Source organism: Alteromonas sp. ISO5, from assembly GCF_058105165.1.
Window position 1 is genome coordinate 1902479 of sequence record NZ_CM176572.1, and the last position, 21153, is coordinate 1923631.

Here is a 21153-nt window from a genome sequence, read left to right on the forward strand (position 1 = left end):
AACTATTTATTCGGAGTCGGAATGAGTTTATTAAAGACAATCGTACACCATCCGTCAGACGCACCTGACGTAAGCTATGCTAATCCTACTATATTGATTGAAGGTAATCCGTTACTTGAAAAATGGCCGCAGCTCACGACTGAAGATGACAAGATAAAAATAGGCGTAATGACCTGTGAACCCAGCGTTAATCGTTCAGTAAAGGAAGGTTTTTTAGAGTATTGTTATCTGATTGAAGGGGTGGTTGAGATCACTGAAGACGGTGGTGAACCGGTGACTTATCAGGCTGGCGATACGTTTGTATTACAAAATGGTTTTAAAGGTGTATGGCGCACGATTGAAAAGTACAAGAAAGTGTACTTGTGCGTGTACGAATAAGCCGCCATTGAAGTGTCGTTGCAGGCAGCTAATTTACTGCCTGCTTAGCCAGAGGAAGACTAGGGTCTGTTGATCTTTAGCGTGCATTTTTGCAGCAGTCCGTAGCCGGCTAGTGCGCATCATTTAGGCCAGGCGGGTGTTTGCCGGTCTAGTGGGCCTAAATCAAAAACACCCAACGCAGTATAAATGGCACACAAGCGCTGTCCGAAGGGGTCGTCATGAAAGCATTTTACTCTTTGTCACAGCCCTTTGACTTAGAACCACTAAGACTGCAGGACTGTTTCGCGATTAAAATGCGTTCATATAGACCAAAACTTGTACACCAAAAAGTCAACAGACCCTAGTAACCCCTCAGCTTATCTACTTCTCCCATCATGGGTTTATTAGCTAACCAGCATTGCAAATTCTCTACTAATCTAAGCGCAGCCGTGTCATTGCGAGTGATTGAGGCAATGTGTGGTGTAATATGAATATTTGGATGGTCCCAGAATGGGTGGTGCTTAGGTAACGGTTCTGGATCAAATACATCCATAATGGCCTCACTAATATGCCCCGCATCCAGGTGATACAGTAGATCATTGGCGACCAGCTGCTCACCCCTGCCAGCATTGATCAGTGCTGCACCTTTTGGGAGTTTCGCTAACAAGTCGGTGTTCAGGATACCCCTGGTACTGTCAGTCAGAGGTAATAAACAAAGTAGAATATCAGTATTCGCCAGCATCGCCGTAGGAGGCTTGTCGCCGGCAAAGGTCTTAACATCATTGAGTTGCTTGGTGCGTCGACTCCACCCCTGGACAGTAAAGCCCAGGCCGCTCAACATCGCTGCCACCGAGCTTCCCAGCTCGCCAAGGCCAAGAATACTTATTGTGCATTCATGAGGGAGTTTAACGCTGTGTGTTTGCCAAAGGTTTTGGATCTGCTGTCGCTGGTATCGAAATGCTTCACGGTGCAACATCATCACAGCTGTAAGTACCCAGGTCTGCATTTGCGTGGCAATCGATGGATCAATCATCCTGACCAGCTTCAAATGGCTTGGGAGCGACGCCGGAGCGAATTGATCAACACCGGCGCCTACGGAGAAAATGGCCTTAAGGTTAGGAAACTGTTGCTGATAATTGTCAGGAAGTGTCCAGGTTATAATGGCATCCACTGCTTCTGGTTCTGGTACATCGGGCCAGGTAAACCAGCGAACTTCGGGGAGTGCAGCATTTACGGCTTGCTGCCAGCACTTGCCCCGCTCTGCGGGGCCTTTGTATAAAAGGGTGAGTGCCACGTATTACTTTTCCGGTTTAAATAAGGTGGTAAGCGGATAATGAAGCTTTTCAATGGGCGATTTCAGGACGATATAGCTGAAATATTTAGCGATGCCGAAATCTTGCTCCAGTATATCTTCCATCAGAGTTTGATAGTGGGTAATCCCACGGGTAACAAATTTGAGCAAATAATCATAGCCACCACTGATTAGATGACATTCAATCACTTCATCAATGGTACGAATATTACGCTCAAACTTGGCAAAATCTTCCATGTGGTGATCAGTCAACGTTACTTCGGTAAAGACCGTTGCTGTTTCACCCAGTTTATCCAGCGCGATCTTCGCGTTATAGCTGGTAATATATCCAACCTTTTCTAAGCGCTTCACTCTCGCTAAACAAGGACTCGGCGACAATGCCACTGCATCAGCCAAGTCGGTATTGGTAATACGTCCGTTTTTTTGTAACTCTGCCAGTATATTTATATCGATGCGGTCTAATTTAGTGCTTGCCACAATCTTTTCCTCTTGGTACTTCGCTCTTCGTTACGTTATTGTCAGCATAGGAAACCATTACTTAGTTTGCTAAGTTTGGCAATATCTTTCGAAGTTGCCGGGCCTCTGGGGCCCGGCTAAGCACAATTAAAAGGCGTATTTAACACTAATTTTAGCTTGACGAGGGTTGCCCGGAAGGGTCCACATCGCAGAGTATGAGCTGGCGTAATATTCCTCATCGAAAAGGTTTTCAATATCAGCATTGATGCTGATTTGATCGGTAAGGAAGATTGAACCAAACAATCTGACGGTCGAGTAGCTAGGTAAAATATAATCAGGATCGATCAGTTCACCAGGACGGTCATCAACATAGGTAAAGCTGGCGCCGATTTTGGCCTCTTTGCCGGCAATATCCATGTAATGAATACCGGTAATGTTCAATTTGTTTTTCGGGATGTTCAGTAACTGAGTACCCGCTAAAATTTCTACCTGCCAATCCGGGTTGACAATATCATTAGACGTGGTCGCATCGACGTATGCATAGGCGACGGTTACCATCGTGTTTTCACCCAGCATAGCGGTGAGATCCACCTCAACACCCTGACTTTCAGCAGCGCCGATAGTATCAGATAAGCCAGCATTTGCCGGGTTCGGATCGGCTGCCAGAACGTTGGTTTTCTCTGCTCTGAACAGGGCCACCGTACCACTCAGGCTCTCATCAGCATTAGCGAACTTAACACCTGTCTCATAAGACTTACTCTCTTCGGGTTCAAATGCGTCACCCTGACCATTGGAACCTGAGTTAGGGCGGAAGCCTTCTGAGTAGCTAGCGTATAATGTGTAGAGATCACTTGCTTCGTAAACTAAACCTACGCGCGGGCTGGTAGCTGTTTGTGATTGTGAAGTGGTAGTGACCGGTTCACGACGGAAATTCGTAAAGTCCTGACTGAAGTCATCAAAGCGGATCCCCACTTGCATTTTAAACTTCTCAGTAACATCGATTTGATCCTGGAAGTATACACCAACGGAGTCCTGCTCTTCTTTTTCTTCGCGGAATGGCAATACCTCAGGTAATGGCTGACCATAAACCGGGTTATATTTATTAACTGAGTACGTAGTATCGTCTGCACCAAACGCAGTGCGCCAGCGGTCCTGATGACTTTTAATGGTGTAATCATAAGCGTCGGCACCTAATAAAATATGGTGTGCCATGCCTGCAAGTTCTACTGTACCGCTAACTTCAATACGGCCACTTAAATCCTCGGCGTCATAATTACGGAACAGACGGCGGCGGTTGACGGTTTCTTCAAAACCTGGCTTGGTGACCAGTTGACGTCCGCCAAGCTCGACTTCTGACGCATAACCTTCGAAGGACGACTCGCGATAGCTCAAACCACCAAGCAGGCTCCAGTCGCTGTTGAGTGTATGTTGAAAGGTTAGCTGATGACCTGTAGCCTCAATAGTCACCGGACCATCGGCTGGCTCACCGTAAAAGACATCTTGCGGTACGTCAAAATAGTCATAATTAGTAACGATAACACCACGGTCAAACATTAAGTCTTGATCAAGGTACTCCATCTCATACACTAAACTGGTATCGTCTGAAATGTTATAATGAAAGGAAGGGCTGACGGATATTTTATCGGTATAGACTTCATCGCGGAAGCTACCGGAATCTTCATAAGCACCGTTTATTCTGAATGCCAGGTCATCAGTAATGCCGTTGGTATAATCCCCTTCCACACGGTATAAATCATAGCTACCAGCGGTGGCTTGAATATAGCCTTCTTCGTAGAACTGAGGCTTTTTAGTAATGATATTGATAGTGCCGCCAGGTTCGCTTCGGCCGAATAGGGCTGAGCCCGGGCCTTTAATGACTTCGATAGCCTGAATATTGGATGTTTCACGGCGGCCGCTAAATCCTCGTCCGGCACTAAAACCATTAACCAGGTAGCCGCCTGGTAAGTTTTCGTCACCAGCGAAACCGCGTATGGCAAAGCTATCCCACATGCCGCCAAAACTGTTCTGGCGGGCAATACCACTGGTAAAGTCAAGCGCGTTTTGGAAATCGTTTACACCTAAGTCGTCCAGCAACTCGGCGCTGACAACGTCAATATTCTGCGGCATTGACTTTAACGGTACGTCTCCGCGATAAGCCTGACGTTGTTTTACTACTTCAATTTGCTCAATGTCATCATCGTCTGATTTGACCTGAGCGTTGACGGCGGATGACAGGGCGACTGAAATGGCTGCAGCGAGCACTGACTTCATAATAATTCTGTTGGTGTTCATCTTGTGTTGTTCTCCAATAAATTCTCTGGCCAAAGGCAAAATAAATATCTAAGAGCTTATGTTTGTTATTGTGCTCTATAAGTTATTTGTAGATGGATATTTATTCCACAATCAGTATAAGTGTATCGGCGCGCTCAAATTGCGTTGAAAAATCCCTTTTGTACAGTCAAAAATATCAAGCCTTAGGTTGATGCAGCAGAAAATGCTAATTGGACTAAAAAAGCCAGAAAAGAAACAGGTTAACGGGTTTTACAAGAGGAAATCGTATACTAAAACAGGCAATGAGACTGCCGGACGCACATTAACGCCGAATAATGGCGTTAATGTGCGGTATATTGAGATGAATAACATTTCACTCTCCGTGAGTTTCCTTGCGCCAAAACCACCACGACAGCACCGCGGGCAGCAAAATACTGGGTAAAAGCAGTGCGATTATCAAAATACCGGCAAAATCTGCGGGCAGCAACCAGGCAAGGATGGCGCTAATAAGTCCTGCTGTTATGGTCAGTTTGCCGGCCAGACGGTGGGTTTTTTGCCATACTGAGTCGCTGCTAAGTGTCCAAGGCGTCCTGATACCAATAAAATAATTGCTACGCACTTTACCAAAATAGTTGCCCATAATCGTAAAGGTGATGCCAAGGGCGCTAATGATAAGTTGAAACATAGGGACCTGTACGCCGGCTGTTTTAAGGGAATTCACCAGCGCTCCTTATCCTTATCTGTCCCGGAGGTGTCCAGCAGATTCATGACACTGGCTAAAACGTCCTCCAGTACACTGGTGTTTATCGAATAGGTGATGGTTGTGCCTTGCTTTACAATGACGACCAGGTTGGCATTTTTCAGTACGTTGAAGTGACCGGATAGCGTGGGTTTAGCCACATTAATCTGCTCGGCAATTTCGTCTGCTGAGCGATCCTGCTGTTTTAAAATATTGAGTATCTGACGGCGCGCCGGGCTGGACAGTGCCTGAAAAACGTCCGGCATTATTTTACCTGTTAAACTTTATATTTTGTAATTTAGCGAAATAACGAAATAGCAGCAGGACTTAATTTCGTAAAATTGCGCAATTAAGTCCTGAGAGGATCAACGTGGATCAGAAGCGGTAACTGATGCCAGCGCGGAGGGTACGCGGTTCTATAGGGTGAAAGTGCAGATCTTCCACTCCCTCCTCAGGTTCATCGGGCAGACGGCTGGCATATAAGTAGTCGATGTCGTGGTCATTGCTATCGAACAGGTTAAGGACCGACAAACTGGCTTGCCATTGGCTAATTTCATACACCAGACTGGCGTTAACAACAGTAAATGTGTCGGATTGGCGTTCTTTAAAGCTATCCAGTGTGCGTTTGCCAAAATAGCGCACCCGCACATCACTGCGCCAGTAATCGTTCATCTGCCAGTTCAGGCCCACGCTGGCGACGACTGGTAAAGAGCCTTCTATGTAGTTTCCTTCGCCAGGCTCATTTTCGCGGTATTGCGAATCGGTCCAGGCCAGCTCCACATCGGTAGTGAGATTAGACGTGAACCAATAGTAAGCGGAGAACTCCACCCCCCAGCGGCGCGATGCGCGGCTGGCTTCGGTATTGCCAGCGTCACCGACAAACAGCAACTCAGAGTCATTCTCCAGATACCATAAGGAAAGGGAGGCATTATAGTAGCGATAGCGGGCTACTCTCAGGCCAATTTCTGCGCCTTCGCCTCTAACCAGCAGGTCAACCGGTGCAGCCGTTTCGCCGGAGGCCGGGTCAACACTAATCACCGCGCCACGGGCATCGTTAGAGTGAAAGGACTGTCCAACATTGACATAAGCCTGCCAGGCATCATTTAAAATATAACTCACGCCGCCTTTCAGGCTGGTGATGTGATCGCTATCATCACCGCTGTTTGCGCTGAGGTCGCTGTTAACGTCAACGGCCAGATAATCGTGTCGAATATCCACATGGCCAAGCAGGTTATCGGTGAGGTTAGCATCCACCTGCAGAAAAGCAGATAACGAATACTCGTCGACGCTGTCGCGTCGAACCGGTGATTGACGTACCCGTTGGACGGTGTGATAAAGACCCACTTCTTTGATGTCGTCATAGCGCCATTCTATGCCGCCACTAAAATGAACATGGGACTTACCGATAGTGGCAGAATGGAAGCGGGTGAGTGTACCGCCATAGATAGCACGGTCGTCGACCTGTTCGAATTGATCGCCCGCGTCAGGGTTATCAAGGAAATAGGTGAAGTTAGAAAACAGGTTTAGCTCGCTTGAGATAGCATAGGCGTTCAGCATCCAGTCTGCCGACTGCCAGTTAACCGATAAACTGTAGCGGTTGGATTCGCCACCGAGGGTTGGATCTAATGAACCGAGCTCGTCAATCAGGCCGTTGTTTACCGCACGCAGGGGAATCTGGTCGGCCGAATTCCAGCTGTTGTCGTAACCTAAAAAGGTAATGTGCAGAATACTGTCATCAGACTCCTGACGGTAGCGGGCGAAGGCACTGGTTTTGGCTATGTCTTCGTTGATATCAGTCCATGGTCCATCGTACTGCTGCCATTCACCGCCAATGGCCAGATTACTCCCGGCAACCGGCACATTGGCTGCGGCGACGGTACGCAAGAAACCATTTTCGCCAACTTCGAGCTTAGCAAATGGCTGCGCAAAGGAAGACATCAGCGCAAAATTGGCTGAGCCCGCCACCGAGAAATCGCCCTGTATGGCGCGATAGGGCCCTTTCTGGTAATCAATGCGCTGGATAAATTCCGGTGTAATGAAATTCAGATCGGTATAGCCCTGACCATGGCCATGAGTGCGCATATTCAGCGGCATGCCGTCCAGAGAAATACTAAAGTCCGTGCCGTGATCGAGGTTAAAGCCCCGCAAAAAATACTGATTCGCTTTGCCTGAGCCGCTGTGTTGGGTAACAACCATACCCGGCACAAATTCGAGTATTTCGCCAGGGCGAAGCAGCGGGCGCTGGGCAATGTCGCCGGCACCGATAACGCCCTCGGAGGCAGAGATTGATGCTCCTATCAGGTCACTTTGTTTACCAAACACCACCACGCGCTCAATGTGTGGGCCATCTGCCGATGCTGCAAAAGGCAACAACAGCGATGAGGATAAAATCAGATATTTCAAAACACATTCTCATATAAAAGAAACGTACTAATCTTAACGTGCTGGATAGCGAATTGGATGCAGGATCCGATAAGGCGACCCGGTAAAACGACCAATACGTGAAGCCATTTTGGGGGACGAGTCATGATTTAATCTGGCATAGCTTGTTAATAGTTTCAGCCTTACAAAATTGTAAGTCTGTTGCTAACAATATTGTCAGTTGAACATCCTAATAACTCTTATTAATGTGTTGCTCATAACATTTTGTTAATAAGTTATCTGATGAATGTACTGGTAATGGGTTGTGGAGCGATTGGTAGCTTTTATGCAGAACGTCTGGCGAATGCGCAGGCGGATGTCACCGTTACCGCCCGTGGTGCGCATCTCGCTGCGCTAAAACGCAATGGCCTGACAGTAGTCCACGATGGCGAGGCTCGCCATCAGACGGTCACTGCCTATTCACATCCCGAATTACAAACTGCCTGCCAGGCAGATGATTTCGATGTCATTGTTATTGCGCTGAAAGCCACTCAAACCAAGGGATTGCTGGATGAACTGGGCGACTGGTTAGGGCGCGGAAAGACACCGGTATTATCTGTGCAAAACGGGGTTGATAATGAGCCTTATCTGGCTTCTTTTCTGGGCCAGCAACGCGTATGGGGCGGCTTGTCGGTGCGCAGTGGTGGCGAAATTTCTGCACCTGGTGTTGCCACAACGACCGGCATTTATAAAGTCATCATGGGCCCCTGGCCAGCGTCGAATACTATCCCCGCTAACCTCACTGCCCTGGCCAGTCTGTGGCAAAGTCAGAACGTACCACTGCAGATTAGCCATGATATTCAGAAAGAACTATGGAAAAAGCTCATTGTTAACTGTGGGGTAAACCCCTTATCGGCTGTTACGCGGCTGAAAACGTATGAGTTAACTCATCAGCCTGAGCTGGCCCGTAAGGTTTATGGCGCTATGCAGGAGACCAGCCGGGCTGCCGCTTACGACGGCGTCGATATTACTCCTGAAGAAGTTGACGATATGTTTACCCTTATAAAGTCATTTAACTCCATTAAAACGTCGATGTTAATTGATCTGGAAAAAGGCAGGGAGTTGGAGCTTTACGCTATACTAGGTAGCGTGATTGCCCGCTGCCGTTTGTTGGGTAAGCCAGCTGAAATTACTGAAACTCTATGGAAAGAGCTGACTACAAAACCCTTGCCTGATAGTCTGGAAGGTTTGTTTAATCGGGAATTTTAACACCGTTTGTCGAAGTAAGGAGTCTGACAGTGCTGTCATCATTAAAAAGAAAACTTTATATTCCGGTGGCGATTCTGGCCATTGTTGCCATCGTCGCCATGATTACCTCATTTTATGTAATTTCGGTGTTAGGAAGTGCCAAATCCTCAGTGGAAGCCATTGAGCGCTATGCCACAAAATCCCGGCAAGCTCAGTTTATGCTGGTTAATTACTTCAATGGCGAAGTGAGTGAGTCCACGCTGATTGACACGGTGAATAACTTAAAACATATCCCCGATTCACTGGCGACCCACGTGCAGGTTGATGAGTTTTCTGCTATGGCAAAACGTATCGCGCTGGCTGCCGATCATAGTAAGCAAATGCTGCAGTTGGAAACGCAGTTACTCGCCGCCACCGACAGTTCTATCAATGAGTCAAATACCTTTTTAACCTATGTGGCGAATAAACTACTTAACGATCCCATGGCCGTTCCTGAGGGCGAAGTGCGCACCATTATCGGTGCGACCAATAACACCGATAGCAACTACCGCATTCAGCGGTTGTTTCTACGCATGGTAAACGACAACAGCCTGGTTCCTGAGGTGCGGGAATACATCAGCACTGCGATCGAAAATACCCGTAAGGATCTCATTGCCCTTACTGGTACACCGGTTGAAGATGCGGCAAAACGGGGTTTGGAACTCAATATTCAGGCCCGGGAAATCAGTGAGCAATACATCGAGCATGCAGCCCGGTTAAGTGACCTTAGGAAATTACTGCTGAGTGATTTCTCAGACTTTATTTCGCGCCTGGGCAATGTGCAAACCAGCCAGCTTGAAGATAGTTTTTCAGAGGTACGCGGTGCCATTATCACGCTTTCTACGTTAACCATTATTGGTATTGTACTGGTAGTGGTTATCAATCTGGCGACCGGTCGCAGTATCACCCGGAGCCTGGATTTAATCAGCGACAGGGCTGGTCAGCTGGCCGATGCTGGTGGCGACTTGTCTAAGCGGTTGGATGAAAATGGCGATCGTGAAATAGCGAACCTTGCCCGACAGTTTAATCGCTTCATTGAGCACATCCGCAGTATTGTCGGTGATGTCAAAGAATTATCCGCGACCACTTCCTCCATGGCCAGTTCTGTGAATACCGGTAATCAGTCTATTGCCCGGGACCTGGAAGCGCAGTTAGAGCAAGCCGACGGCCTGGCGACCTCTGCGGAAGAAATGCTGGCTTCCATTGAGCAAGTTACACAGCATGCCAATGGAGCCGCTAAGGAAGCCAGCAGTGCGCTGGCGGAGACCCGTAACAGTCAGGCTTTGCTTAACTCAACCCTGGCCAACAGTCAGACCATGTCCAGTGATGTGGCAAATGCCACCAGTCAAATGGAAAAACTGGCCAGTTTGGCCGATGATATTGGTGGTGTAGCAGAGGTCATAAACTCCATTGCTGAGCAAACCAACTTACTGGCGCTGAATGCCGCTATTGAGGCAGCGCGAGCCGGCGAGCATGGACGGGGCTTTTCAGTGGTGGCCGATGAAGTACGAAATCTGGCCACTAAAACGCAACAATCGCTCGGGCAAATTCAGGTGTCTATTGATGGCCTCCAGGGCGCTACCGAAATTGCTGTGAGTGCGATGCAAAGTACCCACACTATCAGCGACGAAATGGTTAAGCATACTCAGGAGGCCGCCGCTTCATTGGCCCAGGTGACCGATATCATTGCTGCGATTGCAGACAATAATCATCAGATCGCCGTGAGTGTGGAAGAGCAGGCAGTGGTGATAAGAGGCGTAAACAGTGCGGTAGTCGCTATCCGCGATTTATCCGCCAATGCCCAACAACGCACTCAGACTGCTGCCGGCTCAACTGCCAGTATGTCTAAGCAGGCGGAGCAGTTACGGTTATTGGTCGCCAACTTTAAAACTGGCTAGATTACCTGGAGCAGTAACATGCCCGTCGCGGCCTGACACAGCAAACCTGTAAGTAACACTACGCCGTCTTTGCTGGTCATTCCCACGGCAGTCAGGGCGATAGAAAACGCCGGTACGGCTGCTGCGAAGGGCACAACCTCAAGAGGGACCATGCTGAGTGCGAACAGCGCACAATACGCCGCAACAAACCGTGAGGCCGGGCTTTCAGTCAATACGGTTAAGCGAGGAGTCAGTATTTTTTCGGCTTTTACCACGTAGGGTCTGGATTTTTCTACTGCATTTTCCAGCCTTGCGTGACTCAGCGAACGGTTTTTCAGAATGCCAGGTAACCAGGGATGATCGTCGCCAAATGCCATCTGTAAACAGATGATACTCAAGGTCACTCCACAAATAGACGGTACTCCGGGGATAGCGCCGGTGGGTAGCAACGCGACAAGCGCGGGAAGCAGCAAAAGGGGCCCAAAACCCCGGTTTTCAAATTTGTTGACCACATCGCCAACAGATACATCGCCAGTGGTTTTCTCCAGCAGATCATCCATTATGTCGCTGATTTTGTTATTACTCATGTCCGGTTATCTCTGACGGAGAATACGCTTATCATACACTATCGATATTTTATGATCGCTGCATGACCGAGCTACTCTATACAGCGGTGATCGAGCGAGTTGTGAGTGATAAATGTTATGTTAGGCCAAACTAACTGACGGTACTGCTCTAGTTTAATGTTCGCTGAGTTAAGCTTAACACGAACAAATCGCGGATAATTTCGTTAGCGTCCAGCAAGGTGGGTAAAGCCTAAAAGCGGACATTCGTTAGTGAAGCATTCCACCGGTCTGGGAAATTGCGTCACAACAAATCTGCACACCTGATGATATGTCTTTATGGCGTACTGTCAGGAAACCCGGAAATGTAGAGCGAAACTTACTTAAGGCATTGTTATAAATTAATTATCTAAGGAGTTGGAACGTGGCAATGTCTGCCTGTTATGGTGGATTGTTGCTAGTAAAGTGCGGCGGTGGGGAGGGTTGTAATTAGCCATCAAATGTTGGGAACACGCGCTGGCTGTTTTGTTGTCTGGGCCAGGTTCTTTTGCTACCAAAGTAGGCAGCATATGTTAAAGATTTCCCGCTCAAAACAAGGCCTTTCATCTTGCAAGGAAAGGCCTCAACATAACGCAATGTGCGATGGAGCTGAACATATTATATCGATAAAAATGCCGGCAAAGTTAACCTTGCCGGCGATCTTACTTAGTACATTCTGGCACGAACACCAAATGCGATTGAGCGTCCAATCGGATTGTGTGCATTGGGGTCGAACGCTAAGTTTCCGTTCTGAACATAAGGTGGATCGTTGTCAAAAACGTCTTGTACTTCTAACGAGAAGGTTATTGTTTCAGTAAAGGCAACTGGCTGTTCCAGCGTATAGCGCAAGGACAAGTCAAATTCGGTATGAGAAGGCACGCTTGCCGTTGGTGTAACTGAATCATTGTCGTAACTACCATAGTGATTCATGTAAACCGTGGCCGAGAGATCACCGACTTGTGCTCCTGCATGAGCACGAGCAATAAAGGATGCCGGATTGTTGATCGTGTCAAGCACATCTTTGGGCGCGCTGCCAGTGATTATTGAACGTTCAAAGGACAGAATCTTGGCAGCATTCATACCTACGCGCCACGATCCCCACTTTTCATATTGGTCATAGTCAACGATGAACTCAAGACCATCGGTTTTGTTTTCTCCCAGGTTGACTTTGCGGCCGTCAACGATAGCTTCGACGTCTTCCGGCGAGGCTGGTGGCGCACTGAAAAGCCCGCCAGCAAGTATTTCGTTGACGCGATCAAGTGATGGGTTGTAGGTTACAATAGGCGCTAACTCAGGCACTTGTAGCGCTAGCATGTTGTTGCCAGGCGTTGCGATACGGTTGGAATAATCAACATTGTAGTAGGTGACGGAGATATCCAGGCCTGGAATGGCATCAGGCTGCCAGTCAGCCCCCATAGACCAGGTAGTGGCCTCTTCCGGTGATAGGTTAGGGTTACCACCGCGCATGAATAACACGTTGCGCTGAGCATTGTTCTCATCAATGAACTGTCTATACTGGTTAAAAGGTAGACCAGTATCAGAAAGTGTTGGCGCACGAAAAGAAGTGCCGTAGCTGGCGCGCAGGGCCAGTGATTCTATAGGGCGGAAAGTAACGCCTAATTTAGGATTCAACGTATCACCGACATCATCGTAGTCATCATAACGCACTGCAGCTGAAAAGTTCAGTTCAGGCCCATCACCACCAAGAACAGGTACGAACACCTCACCAAAGACGGAGTCAATAGTACGATCACTATTGGTTGGAGTAGGAGCTAGATCCTGCCAGTTAATTTCCTGCCGTGTGACGCCAACTGCAACACTTAGGTTGCCTGCCGGCAGTTCAAGCAGGGGGCCATCCGCCGAGATACCATATTCTTTAGTGGTATAGTCAGTATCGACGCGGAAGGGGGTAACAAATGAATCGATTAACGCAGAATTATTGTTGCCCGTTGAACTGAACGGGTTGAATGCAGTGGCCGGATCAGGATCGGCGAGTGCTGCCGTAATCGCACCAGTGTTAACATTACTGGTCTGTGAGCGTTCCTCATTCTTACCGTAGGCATAAAATATATTGCTCGACCAACTCCCTAGATCAATGTTCAACCCGCCAGTAATGTGGTTTGCCTTCTGGCTGGACGGACTGCGCTCAGCGCCACGTTCGTTGAAGAAGGAATATGCCACCGTTACACGTTCACCAGGCGCGCCAGGATTGACGTAGAATGGGTTAGATGTAGGGACGTCAAATTGTGTAGTCAGCGCGTTAACAACAAGTTCGCTATCCCGCTCTGCATAGAACCCTTGTGCATAGAAAACAATGGTATCTGTTAACTCTTGCTCGAAGGTTACGGCAATGCTGGACCGCTTCTGTTGTGGCAAAGCCGTTGTCCCAAGATAGGCGCTTTGGAGGTTTTGTGTACCCGCTGTAAAGTCTTCAGGGGTGAGATTCTCACCATCACCACTGGGAATAGCGTAATTAACACCGTCCACAGTCACATTGCCTGGCGCGGCATTAGGAGAGCGAAGATCCGGACCGCCAAAAGGTCTAAGATCATCTGTGTAGTAATTACGATCTGACGTGAACAGGAAATCACGTTTATTGTATTCACCAGCTACCATGATGGAACCGGAGTCCCACATTTTACCCAAAGCTAAACCAAACTGGTTTTCATTGAAACCGTCAGGTTGCCGCGTGCGCGCCATGACTTCAGCGCCCTCGAAATTCTTACGTAGTATGATATTCACTGCGCCGCCCACGGCGTCTGAACCGTAAATACCGGAGCTACCATCAGCCAGTACTTCCAATCGCTCAATAGCCATAGTTGGGATAACCGAGGGATCAAAGAACTGGCTTTGTACGCCAGCGGCAGGCAAGCGTCTGTTGTCGAGTAATGTCAGGGTGGATTCGGTCCCTAGCCCGCGCAGGTTAATACCGGTGCCGAAGGTACGATTGGCGTTTTGGTTGTTTGCCGAAGTAAACGACGCGTCGCTTGCTCCAAAATTGAAGACCTGCGGTAGTGTTGACAGCAGTTCGGTGGTTGTTGTTGCGGGAGTTTGCTCGATATCTTCGCGGTTCAAACCGATAACCGGTGAACCCGTAACTTCAATTCCACGGATACGACTACCGGTAACAGCAATGTTTTCGAAGGTCTGCTCGACCTCCTTATCAGTATCTTGAGCTTGCGCCACAGCCGGAAGGCACATAGCAATCAGAGAGCCTGCTCCCACCAAGCTACAGATGTTAAATTTCAGTTTTTCACTCATGTCACTCATCCTCTTATCACCCGTTATTACACGGGATAGTTTGTGCGCACTGCAATGATTTAAGGCGGTTCAGGAATTGGTTCATGCAATTCTATTAATCACCAATAACAATAGTGCTGATATCGTAATATCTAAGTTGTCAAATTGTTAAAACATAATAGTTAAATTGTTAAAATGAACACAAATACCGATTTGTTGGAAATCCATAACATAAGGTTATGGTTGTAAAGGGAAGCAAGATTGGCAGGGACAGGCATAGCAAGGAGCAGGTATGACAAGGTTAAAAAACGGTTTGCCAACGATGGGATGATCTGACTTATTCAGATAACAGCGGCAAGGCTGTTTAAGTATACTTAAAACGGTATTTGGACGAGTAAGTGAGTTTAGTTAGCAGGAAGAATGGGCGAGGCAAGTGGAAGCGCTAATGCAAGAGCATGCTCATACCACTTTATTATAGTTAGCCTTGTTGGATACTAGTGTAGTGAAAACAGTATCTACCAGTATTGGTGTACACACTGGATAATACTGTCAATCCACAATAAATACGAAAACAACAAGGTTATTAATCGAGCCAGCTAAGCGCGGTTGCAATGACGGTCTCTTGATTATCAACCGAGACGCCAGTAAATAGATTAAATGCGTCTAGCCCCTGGTATATCCAAAGATCAAATCCGGTGATACACGAAAGGTGGTGTTTTTTACACGCTTGCATGAATTCGGTTTCTAAGGGGGTGTAAACTGCATCAAAAGCCCAGCGTTGTGAGCCTATATATTGCACTGGAAAAGCTGACCCCGGATAGCTATGCATACCCAATGCGGTACAATTTACCAATCCATCGGCTTGTAGCATGTTATCGGTCAAGTCTTGTTGTTCAACAACCTTCACATTGGCGCCGTAATCACTCAGCACTGCGCAAAGATTTTCAGCTTTGGCGCTATCAAGGTCAAAAATGCTAATTTGCGTCGCTTTTAAGCTAGCTAGTGCAAAGGCGATTGCTCTGCCAACGCCTCCTGCTCCGCACATAAGAACCTTGCCAGGTGAGGTTGTCGGAAACTTGCTTCGGTACCCTCGAATAAACCCGCTATAGTCGGTGTTAGCGCCTAAAATTTTACCATCTACAAACTTCAGCGTGTTGTAAGAGCCTATTCGAGCGTGTTCTTCAACCAATGGCGCATCCACTATGCTTAACACTTGTTCCTTGTAGGGGTGAGTAATATTGAGGCCATGAAACCCTTGAGTAATGCGCTGCTTTATTTCACTTAAGCAATCAAATTCTGCCTCTAACGCACCATCGATAAGAATATAGTCAATGTCCATTCCCTGTAATTGACCAAGGAAGTTTTGTAATTTAGCCATACGAGACTTAGCGATCCCATACCCTAATAAGCCCATTGATATTCTCATTTTTTCGGTTTCCATTCGTTTAACCGGCGCAAACCAAATCGCCAGCTTAATTTCCATTAGAAGCTAAATGTATATATTATGTAAATTATCTATTTTTTGAATATGTATAACATCTTGTTATGATGCCGCTGGAAACGAAAGTATGTAAAGGTTTCGTGATAGGTCTGCGAAGGCATTTAGCATTCAGATTGGGTAGATATAGATGCAGTTAAATTTTCGGCAATTAGAAGTGTTTCGCGCAATTATGATCGCTAAAACAGTAAGCGGCGCTGCGGAGTTATTACATGTATCCCAACCTGGTATAAGCCGCCTCCTCAAATATACAGAACAAAAGTTAGGTACTTTGCTATTTGAACGACGCAAGGGCCGGTTAGTTGCAACGCCCGAAGGTGAGGAACTTTACAAGCATTTAGAACCCATTTATTCAAAGATGGAAGGCTTGGAATTTGTGATAGACCGCATCACCAAAAACGATGACTTGCACTTGCAAGTGGGATGTACGCCAAGCCTTGCCCGATACCTGCTACCGAAGTTACTGGCCAGAGCTAAACAAAAAGTACCCGGTATGGTGATAAAAGTAGATATACACTCTAACGAAGAACTGGCTGAATACATTGCTCAGCGCAGAGGTGACTTTGCCCTTTCTCTAAATACCAGTAACCATCCTTTGGTACTGTCAGAACCCAGTATTTATACAAAATTAGTCTGCGTTGTGCCCAAAGATCATGAATTAGCCAGTCATGAACTATTGACGTTTAAAGACATCGCCCATCATGACATGGTGATGTATCACAACGATACGGTGCTGGGGCGATTGTTAAACAATCACTTTGCAGAACTTGAATTACAACCCAAGATGTCGGTGTTAGTGCGTTATAATGACGACGCCTGTGCTATGGTTGAGCACGGTCTGGGGATAACCATTGCTCTGGATTTTGTAGTAATGGGAAATCGCTATCCTAATTTAAAGGCTATTCCACTCAAAAGCAGTAATCCTCGACTGCAATTGCTAACTCACTATGGTGTCTCTTTTTCCAGTAACGTTAGAAAGTTCTATGAGAACTTTAAAAGCGAACTGCATGACATTGGAAAACTGAGACGCTAAACATTTCTTACTGGTTTTTGATTGCCCCTGTGTTAGGCCGGTATGCAATCGATATAACTTCATGTTATGGAATTTAAAAAGTTAAGTATTTGTTAGCGCTATATCGTGCGTTATACAGTTAATATCATGTTAATAATCTGCACTTTTATTCGTCCAGACTTTAAGTGGGTAAGTCTCCTTTAATTACCTGTAATGGTATTTTAAGTGGCAATAATCGGAAATAGAGATGACTGAATCTTCAAACATTAAATCCAAGACAGTATCAGGTGATGCTGGAAATACGTCACAAAAAGCTCAAATTGAACCTGGTTATGAGGAAGTTGTTGCGAAAGTACGCAGTATAATTAGCGATAACTCAATGTCTTTTTTGCAAATCCTGGTTGTGTTGATTTGCTTTACCTTAAATATGCTTGATGGCATGGATGTGGTGCTTATGTCTTATGCCGCTCCCTCACTGGCTATTGATTGGGCTATCCCGGCTGGTGCCTTAGGCATAGTGTTTAGCGCTGCATTATTGGGTATGACCGTTGGTTGTTTGGCTATCGCCCCCTATGCCGACGTGATTGGTCGACGTAAAATGATCATGCTGGCGTTGTTTATGATTGCAGGCGGCATGATATTTTCGGGCTTTGCCAGCAATGTTGTGCAGTTGGCTTTAGCGAGGGTGTATACCGGTTTAGGTGTCGGCGCGCTATTAGCGAGCATGGCTGCAATGACATCAGAATATTCATCAGAGAAACGTCGTAACCTGTGTGTTACTTTTTTACAAGCGGGTTTTCCTCTTGGTGCGATCATAACGGGGTTTGTCGCTGCCGACATTATTCCCACCCTGGGATGGCGGCCCATGTTTATCGGTGCGGGTATTATCACGGGCATTATGCTACCAATAGTGTATTTTTATCTGCCTGAATCTTTGGAGTTTTTATTAAGAAAGCAACCAGCGAATGCCCTTCGTGATATGAATCGTACTTTCACACGTATGGGAAGCCCGACGTTAAGTACACTGCCTCAACAACCCACTAATGCTAACCAGAAACAATCTGTAAAAGCGCTTTTCGGCTCCCGGACTTTTTCAACCTTGATGCTCTGGACTGGCGTATTTATGGGCTTTTTTACGCTTTATTTTGTGATTAGCTGGATACCAAAAATTGCTGTGGACGCAGGTTTAGCCTTAGACAAAGCCATTTATGCAGGTACTGCTTACAATGTTGGTTCAATTTTCGGAAGTATTTTTTTGGGATGGGTTTCAGCCTACTTCGGTTTACAACGGATGATCATGACGTTCTTTTTCGTATCGGCGGTGGTACTTATTGTTTTTGGCAATGTCAGTATGGGGCTCAGTGGAATACTTTTCTGCTCGCTGCTGATCGGCATCACTGTAAACGGTGGCTTTAATGGCTTTTGGCCTACCGCCGCGCGACTATATCCTACCGAAATCCGCACCACCGGGATTGGCTGGGCCTTAGGTGCTGGGCGAGGAGGCGCTGTATTGGGCCCCTTAATTGGTGGTTATTTGTTAGAGTCAGGCGTTGGTTTATCAATTACCTTTGTGGTATTTGCAGTACCTCTGGTGATTGCTGGCGCTGCAGCCTATTTAATTAGAACCAGTGACTTTGCATAATTTTGCCAAATAAAAAAAGAGCATGGTCACAAGGAGCATGCTCTTTTTACTTGTATAATTACGGTTATTTAACTGCTTTTGTGGAGTCTGGACTGGGCGGCCATTCTTACCGGTGCATTTAATTCACCATAGTTGTTGTAATTGACCCGCTGCACGGCTTCAAAAAAAAGACCGTTAATTTCTTGGCTATAAAAATGAATAAAATGACCAGTTTCGTTTTGATCATAAAGCAAATTGTAACGCCGTAAATTATTCAGAAATTCTGGCTCAAGGCCAAAGCGAGCATCAAGATCATCATAGTAGTTGTCGGGAATGGGCAATAATAAGTTGCTATCGAAAGCTTCTACAACTGCAAAAATGTTGTCACAATTAAACGCAATATGTTGCACTCCCGCCCCTTTATGAGCATCCATAAAACGTTGTGTTGATGCTCCCCAACTGCGAGTCATATTAAAAGGTATGCGAATCTTTTTATCGCGACTTGTAGCGGTACGACTGACCACTATGCCGTAGGGGTCAACCAAATCCTGTGGCTGAGTGATGTCTAACCCGTATAACACTTTGAAAAATAAAGAGGTAGGCAAAAACTCATTGACTGACATTCCTTCGGCAATATGGTCAACGGCGAGCAGCTGACCGCTGTCAGGGGTTGCATCCTTGGCAACTGGCTCAAAATCAACATCGTAGAAACGCTTACCACTTTGGTCTTTTTGAACAAAGTAAACTAACTTGCCATCTACAGCGCGAATGGCTGGAATTTCCAGCTCACCCGCTTCAATATTATAGTCGAACCGGCTGTAACCATAGTACGCTGCACGGTCCATCATACCCTTAGCATCGGCGCATAAATAGGCAATGGCGCACACAGACGTCCCATGAATGCTATTAAACGATTGAGCAAAACTGTCAGGCTCCTGATTGACCACTATGCAAATTTCACCCTGACGATATAAGCTGACATCTTTAGACTTGTGTTGGTGAGTGTGCATAAAGCCAAAATTTCCTAATAAGGTAATGAGTTCTTTACCTCTTTCTTCACCAACAGCAAATTCGATAAATTCAACCCGTTCAATATTCGGAGGAGGACATGTCTCTTGCTCAGTATTAAATAACTTAGGCAGGCTGGGTTCAGCAATAAAGGTCTCTTCTTGTAACCACATTAAAGAGCGTATACCGTCCTTCGCCGTGATTTCACTTGGCGCAGCACGAAACTCATCATTAAATATTTCGTGTGAAATGTAGCCATCATAACCGCTATGGCTGATTGACCGCATAAATTCCACTACAGGGAAGTCGCCCTGACCGGGAAAGCAGCGATAATGCCGACTCCACTGCAACACATCCATATCCAAATAAGGCGCATCAGCGATTTGTACCAATGTAATACGATCGCCTGGGATGGTGTTAAGTACACTGAGGTCATGACCACGAGCAAAAATATGAAAACTATCCAGAATAATCCCTAAATTACGCTGATCGGCCATTTTCACTAACTCCCAGGCTTGCTGGTAGTCTTTGATGTAACGTCCCCAGGCCAGCGCTTCGTAGCCAATTTGGAAGCCCCGTTTGGCAGCGCGCATGGCCAATTCGGCTAAATCTTCGGCGCATCTGGACATACTATCGAAAGCGTGTGGTGAAACATTGCTGCATATCAGCAAACTGTCTGTGCCTAGCTGCTCCATTATGTCGAATTTGCGTTCAGCCCGAGCAAAGTTTTTAAGTCGTTTATCTGTTGGCATGCCCTCAAAGTCACGAAAGGGTTGTAAGGCAACTATCTGTAAACCCGCATCTGCAACCATCTTTCTCACCATCGCGGGTGACTGGTCAAATAAAAGTAAATCATTTTCAAAAATTTCAATACCGTCATAACCAGCACGCGCGGCAGCATCTATTTTTTGCCTTAAATCACCGGATAAACAAACTGTTGCGATAGAACGTTTCATAACACTTACCTGCGTTGTTCGTTGTGTATTTAGTCAGGGACACCTTTTCACCAGTTCATTAACATCTGACGAAAGGAAAGTACTAATTTAACAATCAGAAGTCATATGAGGAGGAAAAGAGGGTTCATGTAGTAATTGTTAATAAAGTGAGGTGGTATTGTAAAATACATAAATATCTAATTTGTATAACATTGTGTTATGTTTTTAATTTGACGAAATTCTAATCTTTTAACCTGTACCCATGCTACAACCTCATTGGTAGCGGTTAGTTGTGCAAAAGACGGATTTTTGCAAAATATACCAATTGGCATTAAATGCATGCTAATTGGTCATCTTTTGCAATTCACACAATCGACACATGTTTTTAACATTGAGGGTGGTTCTATAACTTAATTTTGTCTGCCAATATCGCTTATAGTTGACGTAGGTAATGACCCAACAAATGTCGAGTCAATTGGTCGTCAGAAACTGGGCTTCTCCATTGATTGGAGAACAACAGGCTATTAGGGTAGATGTCGGATGTCTATTTTGAACTGCGCCTTTTTTTCGGCAAGCA

At 46.4% G+C, this 21153-nt stretch carries 15 protein-coding genes; 5 read left to right on the top strand and 10 right to left on the bottom strand.

Translation table 11 applies throughout. From position 1 onward, the window contains the following. Positions 1-21 precede the first annotated feature (21 nt). Positions 22-378 (top strand): cupin domain-containing protein, encoded by a 357-nt coding sequence (locus AC2T0J_RS08725; RefSeq protein ID WP_489809743.1) that lies wholly within the window; start codon positions 22-24, stop codon positions 376-378. 340 nt (positions 379-718) lie between these two features. On the opposite strand, the gene AC2T0J_RS08730 is transcribed toward AC2T0J_RS08725, so the two are convergent. The 6 genes from AC2T0J_RS08730 to AC2T0J_RS08755 all read right to left on the bottom strand — a co-directional run bounded on the left by AC2T0J_RS08730 (position 719) and on the right by AC2T0J_RS08755 (position 7538). Beyond that, on the bottom strand, positions 719-1651 hold the full coding sequence (locus tag AC2T0J_RS08730; protein WP_489809744.1) for a 2-hydroxyacid dehydrogenase: 933 nt from the start codon (positions 1649-1651) through the stop codon (positions 719-721). Positions 1652-1654: 3 nt separating this feature from the next. Continuing rightward, positions 1655-2146, bottom strand: a complete 492-nt coding sequence (locus tag AC2T0J_RS08735; protein WP_489809745.1) for an Lrp/AsnC family transcriptional regulator — start codon at positions 2144-2146, stop codon at positions 1655-1657. A 126-nt stretch (positions 2147-2272) separates the two neighbouring features. After that, positions 2273-4396, bottom strand: a complete 2124-nt coding sequence (locus AC2T0J_RS08740; RefSeq protein WP_489809746.1) for a TonB-dependent receptor — start codon at positions 4394-4396, stop codon at positions 2273-2275. A gap of 373 nt (positions 4397-4769) precedes the next feature. Then, positions 4770-5117 carry an SdpI family protein gene (locus AC2T0J_RS08745; RefSeq protein WP_489809747.1) on the bottom strand — a complete coding sequence of 116 codons (348 nt, stop codon included), beginning with the start codon at positions 5115-5117 and terminating at the stop codon, positions 4770-4772. After that, positions 5114-5401, bottom strand: a complete 288-nt coding sequence (locus tag AC2T0J_RS08750; protein WP_489809748.1) for an autorepressor SdpR family transcription factor — start codon at positions 5399-5401, stop codon at positions 5114-5116. The genes AC2T0J_RS08745 and AC2T0J_RS08750 overlap by 4 nt, the downstream gene beginning before the upstream one ends. A 109-nt stretch (positions 5402-5510) precedes the next feature. Next, positions 5511-7538: a TonB-dependent receptor gene (locus AC2T0J_RS08755; protein WP_489809749.1), complete on the bottom strand. Its 2028-nt coding sequence runs from the start codon at positions 7536-7538 to the stop codon at positions 5511-5513. A 261-nt stretch (positions 7539-7799) separates the two neighbouring features. Between AC2T0J_RS08755 and AC2T0J_RS08760 the strand changes: the two genes are divergently transcribed. Then, on the top strand, positions 7800-8765 hold the full coding sequence (locus AC2T0J_RS08760) for a ketopantoate reductase family protein (protein ID WP_489809750.1): 966 nt from the start codon (positions 7800-7802) through the stop codon (positions 8763-8765). Between the two features lie 29 nt (positions 8766-8794). Continuing rightward, complete coding sequence (locus AC2T0J_RS08765) at positions 8795-10681, top strand: methyl-accepting chemotaxis protein (RefSeq protein ID WP_489809751.1); 1887 nt, start codon at positions 8795-8797, stop codon at positions 10679-10681. Here the strand turns inward: AC2T0J_RS08765 and AC2T0J_RS08770 are convergent. From AC2T0J_RS08770 to AC2T0J_RS08780, 3 genes are all read right to left on the bottom strand, one after another. After that, entirely contained in the window at positions 10678-11247 is a 570-nt protein-coding gene (locus tag AC2T0J_RS08770) for an exopolysaccharide biosynthesis protein (protein WP_489809752.1), read from the bottom strand. The genes AC2T0J_RS08765 and AC2T0J_RS08770 overlap by 4 nt on opposite strands. A gap of 681 nt (positions 11248-11928) precedes the next feature. Then, positions 11929-14523 (bottom strand): TonB-dependent receptor plug domain-containing protein, encoded by a 2595-nt coding sequence (locus AC2T0J_RS08775; protein ID WP_489809753.1) that lies wholly within the window; start codon positions 14521-14523, stop codon positions 11929-11931. Positions 14524-15085: 562 nt separating this feature from the next. Then, positions 15086-15985: a shikimate dehydrogenase family protein gene (locus AC2T0J_RS08780; RefSeq protein WP_489809754.1), complete on the bottom strand. Its 900-nt coding sequence runs from the start codon at positions 15983-15985 to the stop codon at positions 15086-15088. Positions 15986-16130: 145 nt separating this feature from the next. Between AC2T0J_RS08780 and AC2T0J_RS08785 the strand changes: the two genes are divergently transcribed. Both AC2T0J_RS08785 and AC2T0J_RS08790 read left to right on the top strand, forming a co-directional pair. Next, entirely contained in the window at positions 16131-17033 is a 903-nt protein-coding gene (locus AC2T0J_RS08785) for a LysR family transcriptional regulator (RefSeq protein ID WP_489809755.1), read from the top strand. 226 nt (positions 17034-17259) lie between these two features. Then, positions 17260-18654, top strand: a complete 1395-nt coding sequence (locus tag AC2T0J_RS08790) for an MFS transporter (protein ID WP_489809756.1) — start codon at positions 17260-17262, stop codon at positions 18652-18654. A gap of 68 nt (positions 18655-18722) precedes the next feature. Here AC2T0J_RS08790 and AC2T0J_RS08795 read toward each other — a convergent pair whose 3' ends face one another. Then, on the bottom strand, positions 18723-20597 hold the full coding sequence (locus tag AC2T0J_RS08795; protein WP_489809757.1) for a bifunctional sugar phosphate isomerase/epimerase/4-hydroxyphenylpyruvate dioxygenase family protein: 1875 nt from the start codon (positions 20595-20597) through the stop codon (positions 18723-18725). Between the last annotated feature and the right edge of the window lie 556 nt (positions 20598-21153).